Origin of the sequence: Fulvimonas soli (assembly GCF_003148905.1) — a bacterium.
GTDB lineage: Bacteria > Pseudomonadota > Gammaproteobacteria > Xanthomonadales > Rhodanobacteraceae > Fulvimonas > Fulvimonas soli.
On sequence record NZ_QGHC01000002.1, the window covers coordinates 229,092 to 246,168 of the forward strand.

At 72.0% G+C, this 17,077-nt stretch carries 10 protein-coding genes; 5 read left to right on the forward strand and 5 right to left on the reverse strand.

Going from position 1 to position 17,077, the window contains the following annotated elements; translation table 11 throughout:
- Window positions 1–408 precede the first annotated feature (408 nt).
- Window positions 409–3,576: an efflux RND transporter permease subunit gene (locus C7456_RS03115; protein ID WP_109722298.1), complete on the forward strand. Its 3,168-nt coding sequence runs from the start codon at window positions 409–411 to the stop codon at window positions 3,574–3,576.
- A 94-nt stretch (window positions 3,577–3,670) separates the two neighbouring features.
- Window positions 3,671–6,832 (forward strand): efflux RND transporter permease subunit, encoded by a 3,162-nt coding sequence (locus tag C7456_RS03120; protein ID WP_109722299.1) that lies wholly within the window; start codon window positions 3,671–3,673, stop codon window positions 6,830–6,832.
- On the opposite strand, the gene C7456_RS03125 is transcribed toward C7456_RS03120, so the two are convergent.
- Window positions 6,829–8,274 carry an MATE family efflux transporter gene (locus C7456_RS03125; protein WP_109722300.1) on the reverse strand — a complete coding sequence of 482 codons (1,446 nt, stop codon included), beginning with the start codon at window positions 8,272–8,274 and terminating at the stop codon, window positions 6,829–6,831. The genes C7456_RS03120 and C7456_RS03125 overlap by 4 nt on opposite strands.
- A gap of 54 nt (window positions 8,275–8,328) precedes the next feature.
- Window positions 8,329–8,892: a DUF2239 family protein gene (locus C7456_RS03130; RefSeq protein ID WP_109722301.1), complete on the reverse strand. Its 564-nt coding sequence runs from the start codon at window positions 8,890–8,892 to the stop codon at window positions 8,329–8,331.
- Window positions 8,893–9,040: 148 nt separating this feature from the next.
- Here C7456_RS03130 and C7456_RS03135 point away from each other — a divergent pair, with 148 nt between their 5' ends.
- The 3 genes from C7456_RS03135 (at window position 9,041) to C7456_RS03145 (ending at window position 12,659) form a co-directional block, all read left to right on the forward strand.
- The gene (locus C7456_RS03135) at window positions 9,041–10,432 is read left to right on the forward strand and encodes a M16 family metallopeptidase (protein WP_109722302.1); all 1,392 of its coding nucleotides are present in this window, start codon (window positions 9,041–9,043) and stop codon (window positions 10,430–10,432) included.
- Between the two features lie 5 nt (window positions 10,433–10,437).
- Window positions 10,438–11,910 (forward strand): M16 family metallopeptidase, encoded by a 1,473-nt coding sequence (locus C7456_RS03140; RefSeq protein ID WP_245889754.1) that lies wholly within the window; start codon window positions 10,438–10,440, stop codon window positions 11,908–11,910.
- Window positions 11,911–12,128: 218 nt separating this feature from the next.
- Window positions 12,129–12,659 (forward strand): acyloxyacyl hydrolase, encoded by a 531-nt coding sequence (locus tag C7456_RS03145; RefSeq protein ID WP_109722304.1) that lies wholly within the window; start codon window positions 12,129–12,131, stop codon window positions 12,657–12,659.
- Window positions 12,660–12,735: 76 nt separating this feature from the next.
- On the opposite strand, the gene C7456_RS03150 is transcribed toward C7456_RS03145, so the two are convergent.
- The 3 genes from C7456_RS03150 to C7456_RS03160 all read right to left on the reverse strand — a co-directional run bounded on the left by C7456_RS03150 (window position 12,736) and on the right by C7456_RS03160 (window position 17,051).
- A complete protein-coding gene (locus tag C7456_RS03150) occupies window positions 12,736–14,259 on the reverse strand; it encodes a DHA2 family efflux MFS transporter permease subunit (protein WP_109722305.1) in 1,524 nt (507 codons plus the stop codon).
- A gap of 110 nt (window positions 14,260–14,369) precedes the next feature.
- Complete coding sequence (locus C7456_RS03155; RefSeq protein WP_109722306.1) at window positions 14,370–15,566, reverse strand: HlyD/EmrA/EmrK family protein; 1,197 nt, start codon at window positions 15,564–15,566, stop codon at window positions 14,370–14,372.
- Window positions 15,567–15,575: 9 nt separating this feature from the next.
- Window positions 15,576–17,051 (reverse strand): efflux transporter outer membrane subunit, encoded by a 1,476-nt coding sequence (locus tag C7456_RS03160; protein ID WP_109722307.1) that lies wholly within the window; start codon window positions 17,049–17,051, stop codon window positions 15,576–15,578.
- Between the last annotated feature and the right edge of the window lie 26 nt (window positions 17,052–17,077).

The window sequence follows — 17,077 nt, forward strand, 5'->3', positions numbered from 1 at the left end:
ATGACGCGTAAAGCTGCGCCGAACAGCAGGCTGGCAACTTCTCTTGGCGCAATGGATGCCGGTCATTCAATACCTGGCACCATCCCCAGTGCCGTTCCCCGCCTGCTCAAAACAGCGGATTTGCCAGCGCGACCATAAAAGTGGCCACAGCTCACGTCAACAAAAATTTTATGTATCCAGAAGTCGTTGCTTACATAGCCTCCGCGGGAGTTTAATTTTATGGAACAATAAATGTTTTGTAGCGTACATTGTTTCTTTTTTAGAACAATACCAGCCCTTTGACGCCGACTTCATGCACATCCGCCGGGTACGTCTCTGGCTTAGAGTGCCGCGCCAGGGATGGTCACCTGGACAACCCTCCTTCTTCACACCAGCAGCCGCCCGGCGCATAGGCGCTAGGGGACTTCCATGAACCTCTTCGCCCCCCTCATCCGCCGCCCCGTCGGCACTTCGCTGCTCGCCGCGGGCCTGGCGCTGGCCGGGCTGTGCGCCTACCTGCTGCTCGGCGTGGCGGCGTTGCCGTCGCTGGATTTCCCGGGCGTCTACGTGGCGGCCAGCATGCCCGGGGCGAGCGCGCAGACCATGGCCAACACCGTGCTGGCGCCGCTGGAGCGGCACCTGGGGCGCATCCCCGGCGTGGACGAGATGTACGGCAACGCCAACGAGGGCTCCGCGGCGGTGATGGTGCGCTTCACCTTCGACCGCAAGGTGGACAGCGCCGCGCGCGACGTGCAGGCGGCGATCAACGCCGCCGCCGCGGACCTGCCCAGCGGCATGCCCAGCCCGCCGCAGTACTTCAAGTTCGACACCGCGCAGATCCCGATCCTGTTCATCACGCTGACCTCGGACGGGCTGCCGCAGGACCGGCTGTTCGACCTCACCGACACCCTGCTCAAGCCGGCGGTGGCGCAGATCCCCGGCGTGGCGCAGGTGCAGGTGTTCGGCGGCACGCCGCACGCGGTGCGCATCGAGCTGGACAGCGACGCGCTGGCCGCCAAGGGGCTCACCGCCAACGACGTGGCCAACGCGCTGCGCGCGGCCAACGTCACCTCGCCGCAGGGCACGCTGAGCGACGGCATCACCCAGATGACCGTCACCGCCAGCGACGGCCTGCACGAACCCGAGGAGTTCGCCAGCCTGCTGATCGCCATGCGCAACGGCGTGCCGGTGCGGCTGTCGGACGTGGCCAAGGTGTACGGCGGCCAGCAGGACCAGTACCAGGCGGCGTGGTTCAACGACGCGCGCACGGTCGGCATGCAGATCACCAAGCGGCCGGACGCCAACGCGGTGGCCACGGTGGAGGCGATCCGCGCCAAGCTGCCGCAGCTGGCCGCGGTGCTGCCGGCCAGCGTGCGGATGACGCCGGTGTTCGACCTCACCCAGACCACCAAGTCGGCGCTGCACGAGGTGCAGGTGGCGCTGCTGATCTCGATCGCGATGGTGGTGCTGGTGATGCTGGTGTTCCTGCGCCGGCTGCGGCCCACGCTGATCGCCACGCTGAGCGTGCCGCTGTCGCTGGCCGGCGCCTTCGTGGCGATGTGGGCGCTGGGCTACACGCTCAACACGCTGTCGCTGATGGCGCTGGTGCTGTGCATCGGCTTCGTGGTGGACGACGCCATCGTGGTGATCGAGAACATCGTGCGCCACATGGAGCACGGCGAGCCGCCGCTGCAGGCCGCGCTGACCGGCGTGCGCGAGATCGGCTTCACCGTCATCTCGATCACGCTGTCGCTGGTGGCGGTGTTCGCGCCGCTGCTGTTCGGCAACAACATGCTGATCATGCTGCTGCGCGAGTTCTCGGTGACGCTGGCGGCCGCGGTGGTGATCTCGGCGGTGGTGTCGCTGACCCTGACGCCGGCGCTGTGCGGCCGCCTGCTGCAGCACGAGCAGGCGCGCACGCGGCCGCCGGGCCGGCTGGAGCGCGCGGTGGAGCGCTTCGACCGCGCCCTGCTGCGCCGCTACGAGCGCGCGCTGGACTGGGCGATGCACCACCGCCGCCTGATGCGCTGGCAGCCGCTGATCCTGCTGCTGCTGACCGTGCTGCTCGGCATCGCGGTGGGCAAGACCGCCGGCGGCACCTTCATGCCCGACGAGGACACCGGCCAGCTGCAGGTGGACGTCCGCGCCGACGCGAACGTCTCGCCGGCCGCGCTCACCGCGCGCATCGGCCAGGTGCGGCGGATCATGCTGGAGGACCCCGCCGTGCAGGACCAGCTCACCATGCTCGGCGGCGGCGACGGCCCCAGCAACGGCGGCGTGGGCAACCGCGCGCAGATGTTCGTGGACCTCAAGCCGCGCGGCCGCGGCCCGGGCGAGCGGCGCGAGAACATCAAGGCGGTGATCGAGCGGCTGTCCGAGCAGTACAAGCGGTTGCCGGACGTGGACGTGTCGGTGAGCCCGGTGCAGTTCCTCGGCGGCGGCGGCAGCGGCGACCGGGGCGGCCAGTACGAGTTCCAGCTCACCAGCAGCAACGGCGCCGACCTGCAGCCGTGGACGCTGAAGATGGTGCAGAAGCTGCGCGGCATGAAGGAGTTCCGCGACGTCGGCAGCGACTTCGACCTGGTCGGCAAGCAGCAGCGGCTGAGCGTCGACCGCGCCGCCGCCGCGCGGCTGCACGTGGGCATGGGCACCATCGACTCGGCGCTGTACAACGCCTTCGGCCAGCGCCAGGTGTCGCAGATCTATTCGGACATCAACCAGTACTGGGTGGTGCTGACCACCGCCGGCGCGCAGACGCTGAGCCCCACGGCGCTGCTCAACCTGCACGTGCGCAACGACGACGGCCGGATGATCCCGCTGTCCGCGGTGGCGAAGCTCGAGCCGGGCATCAGCCCGCTGCGCGTGCGCCACCACAACCAGATGCAGGCGGCCACGATCACCTACAACCTGGTCAAGGACGTGAGCCAGGACCGCGGCATCCAGCTGGTGCAGCAGGCCGCCTACGCCGCCGGCCTGCCGGCCGGCGTCAACGTGGAGTTCACCGGGCAGAACCAGCGCCTGCAGCAGGCCCGCTCCAACGGCATGGTGCTGCTGTTCGCCTCGATCGTGGCGATGTACATCGTGCTCGGCATCCTGTACGAGAGCCTGGGCCACCCGCTGACCATCCTCTCCACGCTGCCGGCCGCCGGCATGGGCGCCTTCCTCGCCATGCTGGTGACGCAGACGCCGATCTCGCTGATGGCGATCATCTCGATCCTGATGCTGATCGGCATCGTGAAGAAGAACGCGATCCTGATGGTGGACTTCGCGCTGGTGGCCGAGCGCGAGCGCGGTCTGCCCTCGCCGGAGGCGATCCGCGAGGCGGCGCTGGTGCGCTTCCGCCCGATCACCATGACCACGCTGGTGGCGATGGGCGCGGCGCTGCCCTTGGCGATCGGCTTCGGCATCGGCTCGGAGATGCGCCAGCCGCTGGGCATCGCCATCGTCGGCGGCCTGCTGGTGTCGCAGCTGCTGACCCTGCTCAGCACGCCGGCGATCTACCTGTGGAACCACGACCGCAAGATCCGCAAGGCGGCGCGCCAGGCGCGCCGCGCGGAGAAGCGGCGGCTGCGCGCGCTGGCCGCCGCGGTACACTGAGCGCACCGGCCGCGGCGCGGCCCGCCATGCCCTTCGGCACGGGCGGACTTAAGGCACATCCGCGCGGCGGCCGCGGGCGGGCATAAAGCACGGCATGAATCTCTTCGCCCCGCTGATCCGCCGGCCGATCGGCACTTCGCTGCTGGCCGTCGGGCTGCTGCTGGCCGGCCTGTGGTCCTACCTGCTGCTGGGCGTGGCGGCGTTCCCGTCGATGGAGTTCCCGGGCGTGGTGGTGGTCGCCTCGCTGCCGGGCGCCAACGCGCAGACCATGGCCAACACGGTGATGGCGCCGCTGGAGCGGCACCTGGGCCGCATCCCCGGCGTGCGCAGCATGTCCGGCTCGGCCAACGACGGCGGCGTGCAGGTCCAGCTGCTGTTCGAGTTCGGCCGCAGCACCGACGTGCTGGCGCGCGACGTGCAGGCGGCGATCAACGCGGCGGCGCCGGACCTGCCCACCTCGCTGCCGGCGCCGCCGCAGTACTTCAAGTTCTCCACCAGCCAGTTCCCGATCCTGCTGGTCACGCTCACCTCCACCAGCATGCCGCCGGACCGGCTGTTCGACCTCACCGACACCCTGCTCAAGCCGGCGATGGCGCAGGTGCCCGGGGTGGCGCAGGTGCAGGTGTTCGGCAGCACGCCGCACGCGGTGCGGGTGGCGCTCGACCCGGCCGCGCTGGCGGCGAAGGGGATCAGCGCCAACGACGTGGCCAACGCGCTGCGCGCGGCCAACGTCACCTCGCCGCAGGGCACGCTGAGCGACGGCATCACCCAGCTGACCGTCACCGCCAACGACGCGCTGCACACCACCGCCGACTTCGCCTCGCTGCTGATCGCCATGCGCAACGGCGTGCCGGTGCGGCTGGCCGACGTGGCCACGGTCGGCAGCGGGCAGGAGGACAAGTACGCCGCCGCCTGGTTCAACGGCGCGCCGGCGGTGGGCATGCAGATCTCCAAGAAGCCGGAGGCCAACGCGGTGGCCACCGTGCAGGCGATCCGCGCCGCGCTGCCGCGCCTGCGCGGCCTGCTGCCGGCCGACGTGGAGATCACGCCGATCTTCGACCTCACCCAGTCCACCGCCTCGTCGCTGCACGAGGTGGAGACCACGCTGCTGATCTCGATCGCGATGGTGGCGCTGGTGATGCTGCTGTTCCTGCGCCGGCCGGGGCCCACGCTGATCGCCATGGCCAGCGTGCCGCTGTCGCTGGCCGGCGCCTTCCTGGCGATGTGGATGCTCGGCTTCACGCTGAACATCCTCTCGCTGGTGGCGCTGATCCTGTGCGTGGGCTTCGTGGTGGACGACGCCATCGTGGTGATCGAGAACATCGTGCGCCACATCGAGCAGGGCCGGCCGCCGCTGCAGGCGGCGCTGACCGGCGTGCGCGAGATCGGCTTCACCGTCGTCTCGATCACGCTGTCGCTGGTGGCGGTGTTCGCGCCGATGGTGTTCGGCAACAATGCGTTCACCCTGATCGTGCGCGAGTTCGCGGTGACGCTGGTGGCCACCATCGTGATCTCCGCGCTGGTCTCGCTGACCCTGACGCCGGCGCTGTGCGGCCGCCTGCTGCGGCACGAGCCGGCCGGCCGGCGCGTCCCCGGCCGGCTGGAGCGCGCCGCGGCCCGCCTCGACGAGGGCATGCTGCGGCTGTACCGGCGCGCGCTGGAGTGGGCGATGCGGCACCGCCGGCTGATGCGCTGGCAGCCGGCGATCCTGCTGCTGCTCACCGGCGCGCTCGCGGTGGCGGTGGTGAAGACCGCCGGCGGCGCCGCCATGCCGGACGAGGACAGCGGCATGATGATCACGCAGATCAGCGCCGACGCCGACGTCTCGCCGGCCGAGCTGGCGCGGCGCACGCGGCGCGTGGCCGACATCATGCAGGCCGACCCGGCGGTGCTCGACGTCACCACCCTGCTCGGCGGCAACAACAACAGCGGCGCGGTGGGCAACCAGTCCACCCTGTTCGTCGACCTGAAGCCGCGCGGCGACGGCCCCGGCCAGCGCCGCGAGCCGATGAACGCGGTGATCGACCGCCTCGACCGGCAGTACAAGGCGCTGCCCGGGCTCAGCATCGCGGTGAACGGCCTGCACCTGTTCGGCGGCGGCGGGGGCGGCGGCGGCCAGGGCTCGGCCTACGGCTTCCAGCTCAACAGCATCAGCGGCGAGCCGCTGCAGGAGCCGGTCGCTCGGCTCGCGCGGGTGATGCGCGGGATGAAGGAGTTCCGCGACGTCACCACCAGCTTCGACACCGCGGGCAAGCAGCAGATGCTGCAGGTGGACCGTTCCGCCGCCGCGCGGCTGGGCGTCTCGATCGGCGCCGTCGACGAGGCGCTGTACAACGCCTTCGGCCAGAACCCGGTCTCGACGATCTATTCGGACATCACCCAGTACCGCGTGATCCTGACCGCCGACAACGCCGAGCGGCTGCACCCCGACGCCCTGCTCAACACCTACGTGCGCAACAGCCACGGGCGGATGGTCCCGCTGTCGGCGCTGGCGCGGATCGCCGCGCGGCCGATGCCGAGCACGGTGGAGCACTACAACCAGCTCGAATCGGCCTCGATCGGCTACAACCTCGCCACCGGCGTGTCGCAGGCCGACGGCATGCGCCGCGTGGACGACGCGATGGCCGCCGCCGGCCTGTCGGGCGGCGTGCAGCGGCAGTACACCGGCAGCAACCAGAACCTCGCCGAGGTGCTGGTGAACGCGCTGCTGATGCTGCTGGCGGTGATCGTGGCGATGTACGTGGTGCTGGGCGTGCTCTACGAGAGCCTGATCCACCCGCTCACCATCCTCTCCACGCTGCCGGCCGCCGGCATGGGCGCCTTCCTCGCCATGCTGGTCACCCGGACCCAGCTCACCATGATGTCGGTGATCGCGGTGCTGATGCTGATCGGCATCGTGAAGAAGAACGCGATCCTGATGGTGGACTTCGCGCTGGTGGCCGAGCGCGAGCAGGGCCTGAGCCCGTCGGAGGCGATCCGCGAGGCGGCGCTGGTGCGCTTCCGCCCGATCACCATGACCACGCTGGTGGCGATGGGCGCGGCGCTGCCGCTGGCGATCGGCTTCGGCATCGGCTCGGAGATGCGCCAGCCGCTGGGCATCGCCATCCTCGGCGGGCTGTTCGTCTCGCAGCTGCTGACCCTGCTCAGCACGCCGGCGATCTACCTGTGGGGCCACGACCGCCGGGCGCGCAAGGCGGCGCGGCGCGCGCGGCGGGCGGAACGGCAGCGGCTGAAGGCGGCCGGGCAGGCGGCCTAGTCGGCCGCCTCCACCACGGTGCCTGCCGGCACGCCCTGGCCGGTGCTCGGCGCCTGCTGCACCGGCGCGGGCTCCAGCATGTGCGCCTGCCGCCAGCGGCCGAAGCGGTAGTAGCCCAGCGCGAGCAGCATCGAGGCCAGCGACCCCAGCGGGAAGCTCCACCAGATCGCGTCCGCGCCCATCCTCGGCTGCAGCAGCAGCGCGAACGGCGGACGGATGAACCACAGCGTCACCAGCAGCACGAACAGCGGCGGCCACACCGCGCCGGTGGAACGCACCACGCCGAACAGCACGAAGGTGACGCCGAAGAACAGGAACGACCACACCGCGATGGCGTTGAGGTGCTCGGCCAGGCCCAGCGCCGCGGCGTCGCCGGGCAGGAACAGCCCGAGCGCGGCGCGGTTGCACAGGTAGACCAGCCCGATCAGCGCGCCGCCGAGCAGGAAGTTGTAGGCCACGCCCGCGCCGGCGATGCGCGCCACGCGGTCCCAGCGCCTCGCGCCGACGTTCTGCGCCGCCATCGAGGACACCGCCGCGCCGATCGCCATCGCCGGCATCTGCACGTAGGTCCACAGCTGGGTGGCGGCGCCGTAGGCGGCCACCGTCTGCGAGCCGTGCGCGTTCACCAGCTTCATCATCACGATCGCCGAGGCGGAGATCACGATCATCTGCAGGCCCATCGGCAGGCCCTTGAAGACCAGCGCGCGCAGGATCGTCCAGTCCGGCTTGAGCAGCGCCAGCTCGCGGCGGCCGATCCACAGGAAGTGCCGGCGCAGGCGCAGCGTGGCGAGCAGGGCCAGCAGCGCCGTGCTCTGCGCGATCAGCGTGGCGGTGGCCGAGCCGGCGATGCCGAGCCTGGGGAACGGCCCCACGCCGAAGATGAACAGCGGGTTGAGCCCGATGTCCAGCAGCACCGACAGGCCCATGAACAGGAACGGCGTCCTGGAGTCGCCCGCGCCGCGCAGCGTCATCATCAGGAAGTTGTAGAAGTACATCGACGGCAGCGCGACGAAGATGATGCGCAGGTAGGCGCTGGCGTAGGGCTGCGCGTCCGCCGGCGTGCCCAGCAGGCGCAGCAGCGCCGGCGTGGCGAGGTAGCCGGCCACGGCCACCGCCACCGAGATGGCCACGAAGAAGCCCACGCCGGTGCCGACCACCCGCTTGGCCTCGGCCAGGTCGCGCGCGCCCAGGCTCTGCCCGACCAGGATGGTCGAGGCCATGCTCACGCCGAACACCGCCGACAGCAGCAGGAACAGGATCAGCGTGGCGTTGCTGGTGGCGGTGAGCGCGGCCTCGCCGAGGAAGTGCCCGATCCACATCGCGTTGACCGAGGCGTTGAGCGACTGCAGCACGGTGCCGCCCAGGATCGGCAGGGCGAACCACAGCAGGGTGCGGGCGATCGGCCCTTCGGTGAGCAGGGCCTGGCGGCCGGGCTGGGTCATGGTCGGTCCGTGCGAAGGAGGGAAGGAGTGGGGAGACCGGAACGGGACGCGGGCCTAGCGGCCCGCCTCGTCCCAGGCGATGGCGGCCAGCCGGCGCAGATGATCGCGCACATCGACCGGCCAGGGGTCGGTGAGCCGGGCGAAATCGGCGCGCTGGCCGCGCCAGAACGCGCGGCTGGCCTCCTCGTAGCCGGGCAGGTCGCCGGCCATCGCCAGCATGAAGCGGTCCACCGCCTCGCCGGCCTCGCGGGCGCGCTGCGCGCCGCCGTCGCGCATCGCCCGCTCCACCAGCCGGCGCAGCACCGCCGAGGCGCCGCCCGGCTGGGCCGCCAGCCAGTCCCAGTGCCGCGGCAGCAGGGTCACCTCGCGCGCGCTCACGCCCAGCCGCGGCCGCCCGCGGCCGCGCGGCGGCGGCGCCTGCGCCCGCAGCTCGGCCTCGCTGCCGCGCAGGTCGAACTCCACCGGATGGCCGCTGCGGTCGTCGAAGACCAGCAGCGGCCCCGCCGCGCCGGCGGCGGCCGCGCGCCTGAGGGCCGCCGCCACCTCGTCCGGCGCGCCGGAGGCAAGCAGGCGCGTGCCGTCGAAGGCGGTGCAGCTGCGGCTTTCGGAAGGAAGCATGGTTTTTACCCGGATCGAATCCGGACGTTTTTATCCGGAACAAAATAAACCATCAAGCCACCCGGCCGCGACGCCCGCGCGACTTCCGGACCACGCCCGCGCCCGCCCCGGCTTGCTATGGTGGAGCTTTCCAGAGGAGGGAATGCCCATGTCCAGACGTCTCCGGTCGGCCGCCCGGCTGGCCGCGCTCACCCTGCTGGCCGGCGCGGCGGGCGCCGCGGCGCCGGCGGCGGAGCTCGCGGTGCCGCCGATCGCCTACCACCAGCGCAGCCTGCCCAACGGCCTGGAGGTGCTCAGCATCGAGGACCATGCCAGCCCCACCGTCACCGTGCAGGTCTGGTACCACGTGGGCTCGAAGGACGATCCCGCCGGCCGCTCCGGTTTCGCCCACCTGTTCGAGCACCTGATGTTCAAGAGCACGGCGCACATGCACGCCGAGCAGATGGACCGGCTCACCGAGGACGTCGGCGGCGCCAACAACGCCTCCACCGGCGACGATGTCACCAACTACTTCGAGGTGATCCCGTCGAACTACCTGGAGACGCTGCTCTGGGCCGAGGCCGAGCGCATGTCCAACCTCAACGTGGACGAGGCCAACTTCAAGTCCGAGCGCGCGGTGGTGGAGGAGGAATACCGCCAGAGCGTGCTGGCCCAGCCCTACGGCAAGCTGTTCAACGCGATCGACCCGCATTCCTTCGCGGTGCACCCGTACAAGCGGCCGACCATCGGCAGCATCGAGGACCTGGAGGCGGCCTCGCTGGACGACGTGATCGCCTTCCACAAGACCTTCTACCGGCCGGACAACGCCACCCTGATCGTCGCCGGCGACTTCGACCCGAAGCAGCTGGACGCCTGGGTGGACCGCTACTTCGGCTGGATCCCCAGGCCCGCCGCGCCGATCCCGCAGGTCGCCGCGACGGAGCCCGCGCGCACCGCCGACAGGCGCTACACCGAGACCAGCGAGACCGCGCCGCTGCCCGCGGTGGCGCTCACCTGGCTGATCCCGCCGGCGAAGGACGCCGACGTGGTGCCGCTGCAGGTGGCCGCGGCGCTGCTCTCGCAGGGCGAGTCCTCGCGGCTGTACCAGGCGCTGGTCTACCGCTCGCGGGTGGCGCAGGACGTCGGCGCGGAGGTCGACGCGCGGACGGGGCCGGGCCTGTTCGTCGCCTACGCCATCCTCGCCAGCGGCCATCGGCCGGCCGAGGCGGAACAGCAGCTGCGCGCGGAGATCGCCCGGCTCGCCGACGGCCCGGTCGACGCCGCCGAGCTGGACAAGGTCAAGACCCAGCTGCTCACGCAGGAGCTCAAGCAGCGCCAGACCGCGCAGGGCAAGGCCTTCGCGCTCGGCCAGGCCGCGCTGATCGAGGGCGACCCGGCGCGCGTGAACGGCGACCTGGCCGCGCTGCAGCGGGTCGGCGCCGCCGACGTGCAGCGCGTGCTCCGGCGCTACGTGACCGGCGCGCACAGCGTCGCCATCGACTACCTGCCGCAGGCCAAGCCGCCCGCCGGCAAGGCCACGAGCAAGGGAGGTGCCCAATGAAGCGCATGCCGTATCGCCGTCTGGCCGTCTTTACGGCCGCCGCCCTGGCCGCCGGCTCGGCGTTCGCCGCGGGCGCCGACTTCCCCGCCGCGCCGCCGCCGCCCGGGCCCGCGCCCCGGCTGAGCGTGCCCACGCCCGCCGCGCAGACCCTGGCCAACGGCCTCACCGTGGTCAGCGTGCGCCGCACCGGCCTGCCGCTGGTCACCGCCCGGCTGCTGCTGCGCCGCGGCGCCGAGCTGGACCCGCCGGGCAAGGCCGGCCTGGCCGCGCTCACCGCCACCCTGCTCACCCGCGGCGCCGGCGGCCTCGCCGCGCCGCAGATCGCCGCGCAGGCCGAGGCGCTGGGCGGCTCGCTCGACGCCAACGCGGCCTGGGACCAGAGCGAGATCGGCATCACCGTGACCACGCCCCGGCTGCCGCAGGCGCTGGCGCTGCTCGCCACCGTGGCGCGCAAGCCGGACTTCCGCGCCGAGGAGCTCGAGCGCGCCCGCGCGCAGGCGCTGGACGAGCTGCACCTCGCGCTCAGCCAGCCCACCACGCTGGCCTCGCTGACCGCCGCCCGCGCGGTGTTCGGCGACGGCGCCTACGGCCATTCGCGCAGCGGCACGCCGGCCTCGCTGGCGGCGATCGGGCGCGCCGACGTCGAGCGCATGCACGCGGCGGTCTACCGGCCGGACAACGCGGTGCTGATCCTCACCGGCGACGTCACGCCGGAGCAGGCCCGCGCGCTGGCGCAGCAGAGCTTCGGCGACTGGGCCAGGCCGGCCGCGCCGCTGCCGGCCGCGCCCGCCGGCCAGGGCCGCGGCGCGCTGCCCGCGCTGCTGGTGATCGACCAGCACGGCGCCGGCCAGGCCGGCGTGGTGGCCGCGCACGCCGCGCCGCCGCGCGGCGACGCCGGCTACTACGTGGGCGAGGTGGCCAACGCGGTGCTCGGCGGCTCCTACTCGGCGCGGCTCAACGAGGAGATCCGCATCAAGCGCGGCCTCTCCTACGGCGCCAGCAGCCGGCTCGACGGCCGCCGCGACGGCGGGCTGTGGCTGGGCCTGGCGCAGACCAAGAACCCGTCGGCGGCGCAGGTGGTGGACCTGATGCTGGGCGAGTTCGCCCGGCTGGGCTCCGCGCCGGTGCCGGAGGCGGAGCTGGCGGCGCGCAAGGCCACCCTGGTCGGCGCCTACGGCCGCAGCCTGGAGACCACCGCGGGCCTGGCCGCGCAGGTGGGCGAGCTGGCCGCCTACGGCGTGGACCTGGCCGAGATCGGCCGCTACATCGAGCGCGTGCAGGCGGTGACGCCGGCGCAGGTCATGGCCTACGCCACGGCCCTCCTCGACGCCGGTGGCAGCCGCGTGGTGGTGGTGGGCGACGCCGCGCAATTCGGCGATGCGCTGCGCAAGGCGCACCCGCAGGCGCAGACCCTGCCGCAGCAGGCGCTCGACCTGGACCGTCCGGACCTGCGCGCGCCAGGCGCCGCCGGGCGCTGAGCCCGCCTCCCGCGCCGCGGCCCGGCCGCCGCGGCGCGGGAACGCCCCGCTTTCTCCCGACCGGTGCCGCCTCGGCACCGGACGGATCGCGCGCGTTCCGTCCGCGACGACACACCGTTGCCCATTCGTGGACGAGATTTTGAGGGACTTGTTTTTTAAACTATGGAGTACATAAAGAAGCCGCCAATCCCCCCACAAGACAAGAAAGGCAAGCTCCCATGTCCCATTCCTCCCTGACGCGCAGCGCGCTGGCGCTCGCCCTGCTCTCCGCCGTCTCGCTGCCGGCCGCCGCCGCCACCCGCGTGGAAGTGCAGGCCGGCCGCAGCTACATGGACTCCCACGGCGCCAACGCCGCCTTCGTCGAGGCCGTGTTCGACCCGCACCCGATCGGCGCCAGCCGCTTCACCTGGTCGCCGGACGTGTCGCTGGGCTGGATCGACGGCCGCGACGTCGCCCGCTACGACCGCATGGAGTACACCACCCGCCCGCCGGTGACCCTGCTCGCCGGCGGCGCGCGCCTGCGCACCAGCGACGAGTCGGCCTGGTACCACCCGTTCTTCTTCAGCTTCCAGCTGGCCGCCACCAACCACACCACGCAGGCACTCTCCAGCCATTACCAGTTCGTCAGCACGCTGGGCTGGCAGGCGCGCCACTTCACCGTGGCGCTGCGGCACATCTCCAACGGCAGCATCCAGGAGCCCAACCGCGGCGAGACGATGGCGCTGGTCGGCGTGGCCTTCGACCTCTAGGGAAGCCGCGCCGCCGCAAGAACGGCAACGGCCCCGCGCGGGGCCGTTGCCGTTTGCAGGAATGGAAACGCGCGGCTCAGTGCCCGCCGCCCGCCGCCGGGCCGGCCTTGGGCGCGAACGGCGGCCTCGCCATCCAGATCACCAGGATCAGCCCGAGGAAGATCCAGCCCAGCATGTGGAAGATCTCATTGAAGGAGATCTGGTAGCCCTGCTGGGTGATCATCTGGTTGAGCATGACGCTGGCGTGCTCGCCGCCGCCGAGCTGCTGCACCGCCGACTGGGTGGTCGCGTCGTACGGCGTGACGTGCTCGGTCAGCTGCGCGTGGTGCACCACCGCGCGGCGCTCCCAGATGTAGGTGGTGAGCGAGGCGGAGAAGCTCGCGCCCAGCGTGCGCAGGAAGGTGGCCAGGCCGCCGCCGGCGGCGATCTCGTTGTTCTGCAGGTCCGACAGCAGGATGGTGGTCACCGGCATGAAGAACAGCGCCACGCCCAGGCCCTGCAGCAGCTGCACCAGCGCCACGTGGGCGAAGTCGATGTCCAGGTAGAAGTCCGAGCGCAGGAAGCAGGTCACGCCCATCACCATGAACGCGGCGGAGGCGAGCAGGCGCAGGTCGGTGCGCGTGGCGTACTTGCCCACCACCACGGTGAGCAGCACCGGCAGGATGCCGATCGGCGCGGTGGCGAAGCCGGCCCAGGTGGAGGTGTAGCCGAGGTTGCGCTGCAGCCATTGCGGCACCAGCAGGCCGATCGAGAAGAACGAGGCGTAGGCCAGCACCAGCGCCAGCGTGCCGAAGCGGAAGTTGTGGTGGCGGAACAGCTTGAGGTCCACGATCGGGTGCTCGTCGGTGAGCTCCCAGATCAGGAAGACCGCCAGCGCGATCGCCGAGACGATGCTGGCGACCACGATGAACTGCGAGTTGAACCAGTCCTCGTCGTTGCCCTTGTCCAGCACGATCTGCAGCGCGCCCACGCCGATCACCAGGGTGATCAGGCCCACGTAGTCCATCCGCGGGCGCATCGTCGCGTCGACGCGGCCGCGCATCTGGTTGGTCACCACCATGCTGGCGAAGATGCCGATCGGCACGTTGATGAAGAAGATCCACGGCCAGGAATAGTTGTCGGTGATCCAGCCGCCCAGGATCGGGCCGGCGATCGGCGCCACCACCGTCACCATCGCCAGCAGCGCCAGCGCCATACCGCGCTTGGCCGGCGGGTAGATCGAGATCAGCAGCGACTGCGTGACCGGGTACATCGGCCCGGCCACCGCGCCCTGGATGGCGCGGAACAGGATCAGCATGCCCATGCTCTGCGCGATGCCGCACAGGAACGAGGCCAGCGAGAACAGCAGCGTGGACCACACGAACAGCTTCACCTCGCCGAAGCGGCGGGTGAGGAAGCCGGTCAGCGGCAGCGCGATGGCGTTGCTCACCGCGAAGGAGGTGATCACCCAGGTGCTCTGGTTCACGCTCACGCCGAGGTTGCCGGCGATGGTCGGCAGCGACACGTTGGCGATGGTGGTGTCCAGCACCTGCATGAAGGTCGCCAGCGACAGGCCGATGGTGGTCAGCGCCAGGTTGGGTGGACGGAAGCTCGTGGTCATGGGGCGCCGTGGGGGTCGGGGCGTGGGTTCGGGTGGAGCGGGGGCGAGGGACGGGGGCGAGGGACGGCCGACGGTCCGCCGCGCCGCTCACCGCCCGCCCTCGCGCTTCGTCACTTGGCCGCGCCGCCGGCCAGGTTGGCGTGGATGATCTGCGCGATCACGCCGTCGGCCTGCGCCAGCTCCTTGGCGTACACGTCGGTGCTGAAGGGCGGCTGCGCCGGCGGCCGCCGCGCCAGCATCGGGCCGTTCTGGTCGTGCAGGCTCACCTCCACCCTGGTCGACAGGCCGATGCGCAGCGGGTGCTCGTCCAGCTGCTTCGGATCGGTGAACACCACGCGCACCGGCACGCGCTGCACGATCTTGATCCAGTTGCCCGTCGCGTTCTGCGCCGGCAGCAGCGAGAACGCGCTGCCGGTGCCCACGCCCAGGCTCTGCACCTTGCCGGCGTACTTCACCGAGCCGCCGTACAGGTCGGCGCGGATCTCCACCGGCTGGCCGATGCGCATGTGGGTGAGCTGGGTCTCCTTGAAGTTGGCGTCGATCCACACCTGGTGCAGCGGCACCACCGCCATCAGCGGCGCGCCCGGCGCGATGCGCTGGCCCAGCTGCACCGAGCGCTTGGCCACGTAGCCGTCCACCGGCGCCACGATGGTGGTGCGCAGGTTGTCCAGGTAGGCGGCGCGCAGCCTGGCGGCGGCGGCCTGCACGTCCGGGTGCGAGGCGACCACGGTGTCGTCGACCAGCACCTTGCTGGTCTGGTACTGCTGCTGGGCGGCGGTGAGCGCGCTCTCGGCGGCGGTCAGCTCGTCCTGCGCGTGCGACAGCTCCTCGGCGGAGATCGCGCCGGTCCTGGCCAGGTCGCGGCGGCGCGCGAAGTCGGCGCGCGCCTTGTCCACCGCTACCTGCCGCGCGGCCACGTCGGCCTGCGCGCCGGACACGGTGCTGTACAGGCCGCGCACGCGGCGCACGGTGCCGGCCAAGTTGGCCTTGGCCTCGGCCAGCGCCACCTCGGTGTTGCTGGAGTCGAGTTTCACCAGCACGTCGCCGGCGTGCACCAGGTCGCCGTCGTCGGCGCCGATGGTGACCACCGTGCCGGGGATCTGCGGGGTGACCTGCACCACGTTGCCGCCGACGTAGGCGTCGTCGGTCTCCTCGTACCAGCGGCCGTCGAAGAAGTACCACAGGCCCCAGCCGACGAAGGCCAGGAGCACGACCACGCCGAGCAGGCGCAGCAGGAAGCCGCGACGGTTCTTCTCCGGCGGCGGGGCGACCGGGGCGGTGGTCGCGGTGGGAGCTTGGCTGGACATGGAGATGCCTCAGGGATGCGAAGTGGAGGAAACGGAATCGGAAGCGGCGTCCGCCGGCGGCGCGTCGCCCGCCTGCGGGCGGAAGCCGCCGCCGAGCGCCTGGATCAGCTGCACGGACTGGTCGACCTGCTGCGCCTTCAGCGCGGCCATGCGCTGCTCGGCGGCGAGCAGCTGCTGGCGCACCACCAGCGCCTCCAGGTAGCTGCCCACGCCGGCCTTGTAGCGCTGCTCGGCGAGCTGCCAGGCCTGGCTGGCGGCATCCAGCGCGCGCTGCTGCGCGGCCAGCTGTTCCTGCTGCGCCTTCAGCGCGGAGAGGTCGTCGGCGACCTGGTTGAGCGCGCCGACCAGCGCCTGGTCGTACTGCGCCACCGCCAGGTCGTACTGCGCGTCCTTCTCCGCGAGGTTGGCGCGGCGGCGGCCGCCGTCGAAGATCGGCAGGCTGAGCGAGGGGCCGGCGTCGTAGAAGCGCGCCGGCATCTGGAACAGGTTGGTGCCGCCCATCGCCACCAGGCCGGCCAGGGCGCTGATGCTGACGTTGGGCAGGAACTCGGTCCTGGCGGTCTTGATCTGCTTCGCCGCCGCCTCCACGCGCCAGCGCGCGGCGACCAGGTCGGGACGGTGGCCCAGGAGCTCCGCCGGCAGCTGCGCCGGCACCGCCAGCGCGGCCGGCTGCAGCGGCTGCGGCCGCGCGATGTCCAGGCCGCGGTCCGGGCCCTTGCCGAGCAGCACCGCCAGCGCCGAGCGTGCCGCGTCGATCGCGCGGTCGGCCACCGCCCGCTGCTGCTCGGCGCTGGCCACCTCGGCGTCGGCCTGCTTGAGCTGCAGCTGGCTGTCCAGGCCGGCGGCGACGCGCTGGCCGGTCAGCTCGCGCGCCTGCCGGGCGCGCGCCAGCTCGGCCTGCGCCACGTCCTGCTGGGCGAAGGCGTAGCCCAGCTGCACGTAGGCGCGGGCCACGTTGGAGGACAGCTCCAGCCGCGCGGCGCGCGCCTCGATCTCGGCGGCGCGCGCCTCGCCCAGCGCGGCCTCCCACGCGGCGCGCTTGCCGCCCCACAGGTCCAGGCCCCAGCTGAAGCTGGCGTAGCCGTACTTGGCCCAGGCGAAGTGGCCGCCGCCGGCGTCGGCCGGCAGCACCGTGGTGGGGATGCGCGCGCCGGCGACGCTGGCGCCGGCGTTGACGGTCGGGCCGCGCTCGGCGTCGGCCGCGCCGGCCTGCGCCTGCGCCTGGCGCGCGCGCGCGTCGGCCGCGGCGAGGCTGGGGTTGTCGGCCAGCGCCTCGGCGATCAGCCTGTCCAGCTGCGGATCGCCCAGGCCGGTCCACCAGTCCTCGGCGGGCCAGGCCGCCGGCGACAGGCCGGCCAGGCTGCGCCCGGCCTTCAGCCCCGCCGGATCGAGCGGCTTGCCGTCCGGGTGCAGGCCGCCGCTGCTGGCGCAGGCCGCCAGCGCGAGGCTCAATGCGGTTGCCACCGCGATGTGATGCAGACGCATGACTGTGTCTTCCGGGGAATGGGGGA

Excerpts from the sequence above, each read along its gene's own strand:
- C7456_RS03145 (WP_109722304.1), top strand. The coding sequence starts at position 12,129 with ATGTCCCATTCCTCCCTGACGCGCAGCGCGCTGGCGCTCGCCCTGCTC.
- C7456_RS03130 (WP_109722301.1), bottom strand. The coding sequence starts at position 8,892 with ATGCTTCCTTCCGAAAGCCGCAGCTGCACCGCCTTCGACGGCACGCGC.
- C7456_RS03115 (WP_109722298.1), top strand. The coding sequence starts at position 409 with ATGAACCTCTTCGCCCCCCTCATCCGCCGCCCCGTCGGCACTTCGCTG.
- C7456_RS03155 (WP_109722306.1), bottom strand. The coding sequence starts at position 15,566 with ATGTCCAGCCAAGCTCCCACCGCGACCACCGCCCCGGTCGCCCCGCCG.
- C7456_RS03135 (WP_109722302.1), top strand. The coding sequence starts at position 9,041 with ATGTCCAGACGTCTCCGGTCGGCCGCCCGGCTGGCCGCGCTCACCCTG.
- C7456_RS03125 (WP_109722300.1), bottom strand. The coding sequence starts at position 8,274 with ATGACCCAGCCCGGCCGCCAGGCCCTGCTCACCGAAGGGCCGATCGCC.
- C7456_RS03120 (WP_109722299.1), top strand. The coding sequence starts at position 3,671 with ATGAATCTCTTCGCCCCGCTGATCCGCCGGCCGATCGGCACTTCGCTG.
- C7456_RS03160 (WP_109722307.1), bottom strand. The coding sequence starts at position 17,051 with ATGCGTCTGCATCACATCGCGGTGGCAACCGCATTGAGCCTCGCGCTG.
- C7456_RS03140 (WP_245889754.1), top strand. The coding sequence starts at position 10,438 with ATGCCGTATCGCCGTCTGGCCGTCTTTACGGCCGCCGCCCTGGCCGCC.
- C7456_RS03150 (WP_109722305.1), bottom strand. The coding sequence starts at position 14,259 with ATGACCACGAGCTTCCGTCCACCCAACCTGGCGCTGACCACCATCGGC.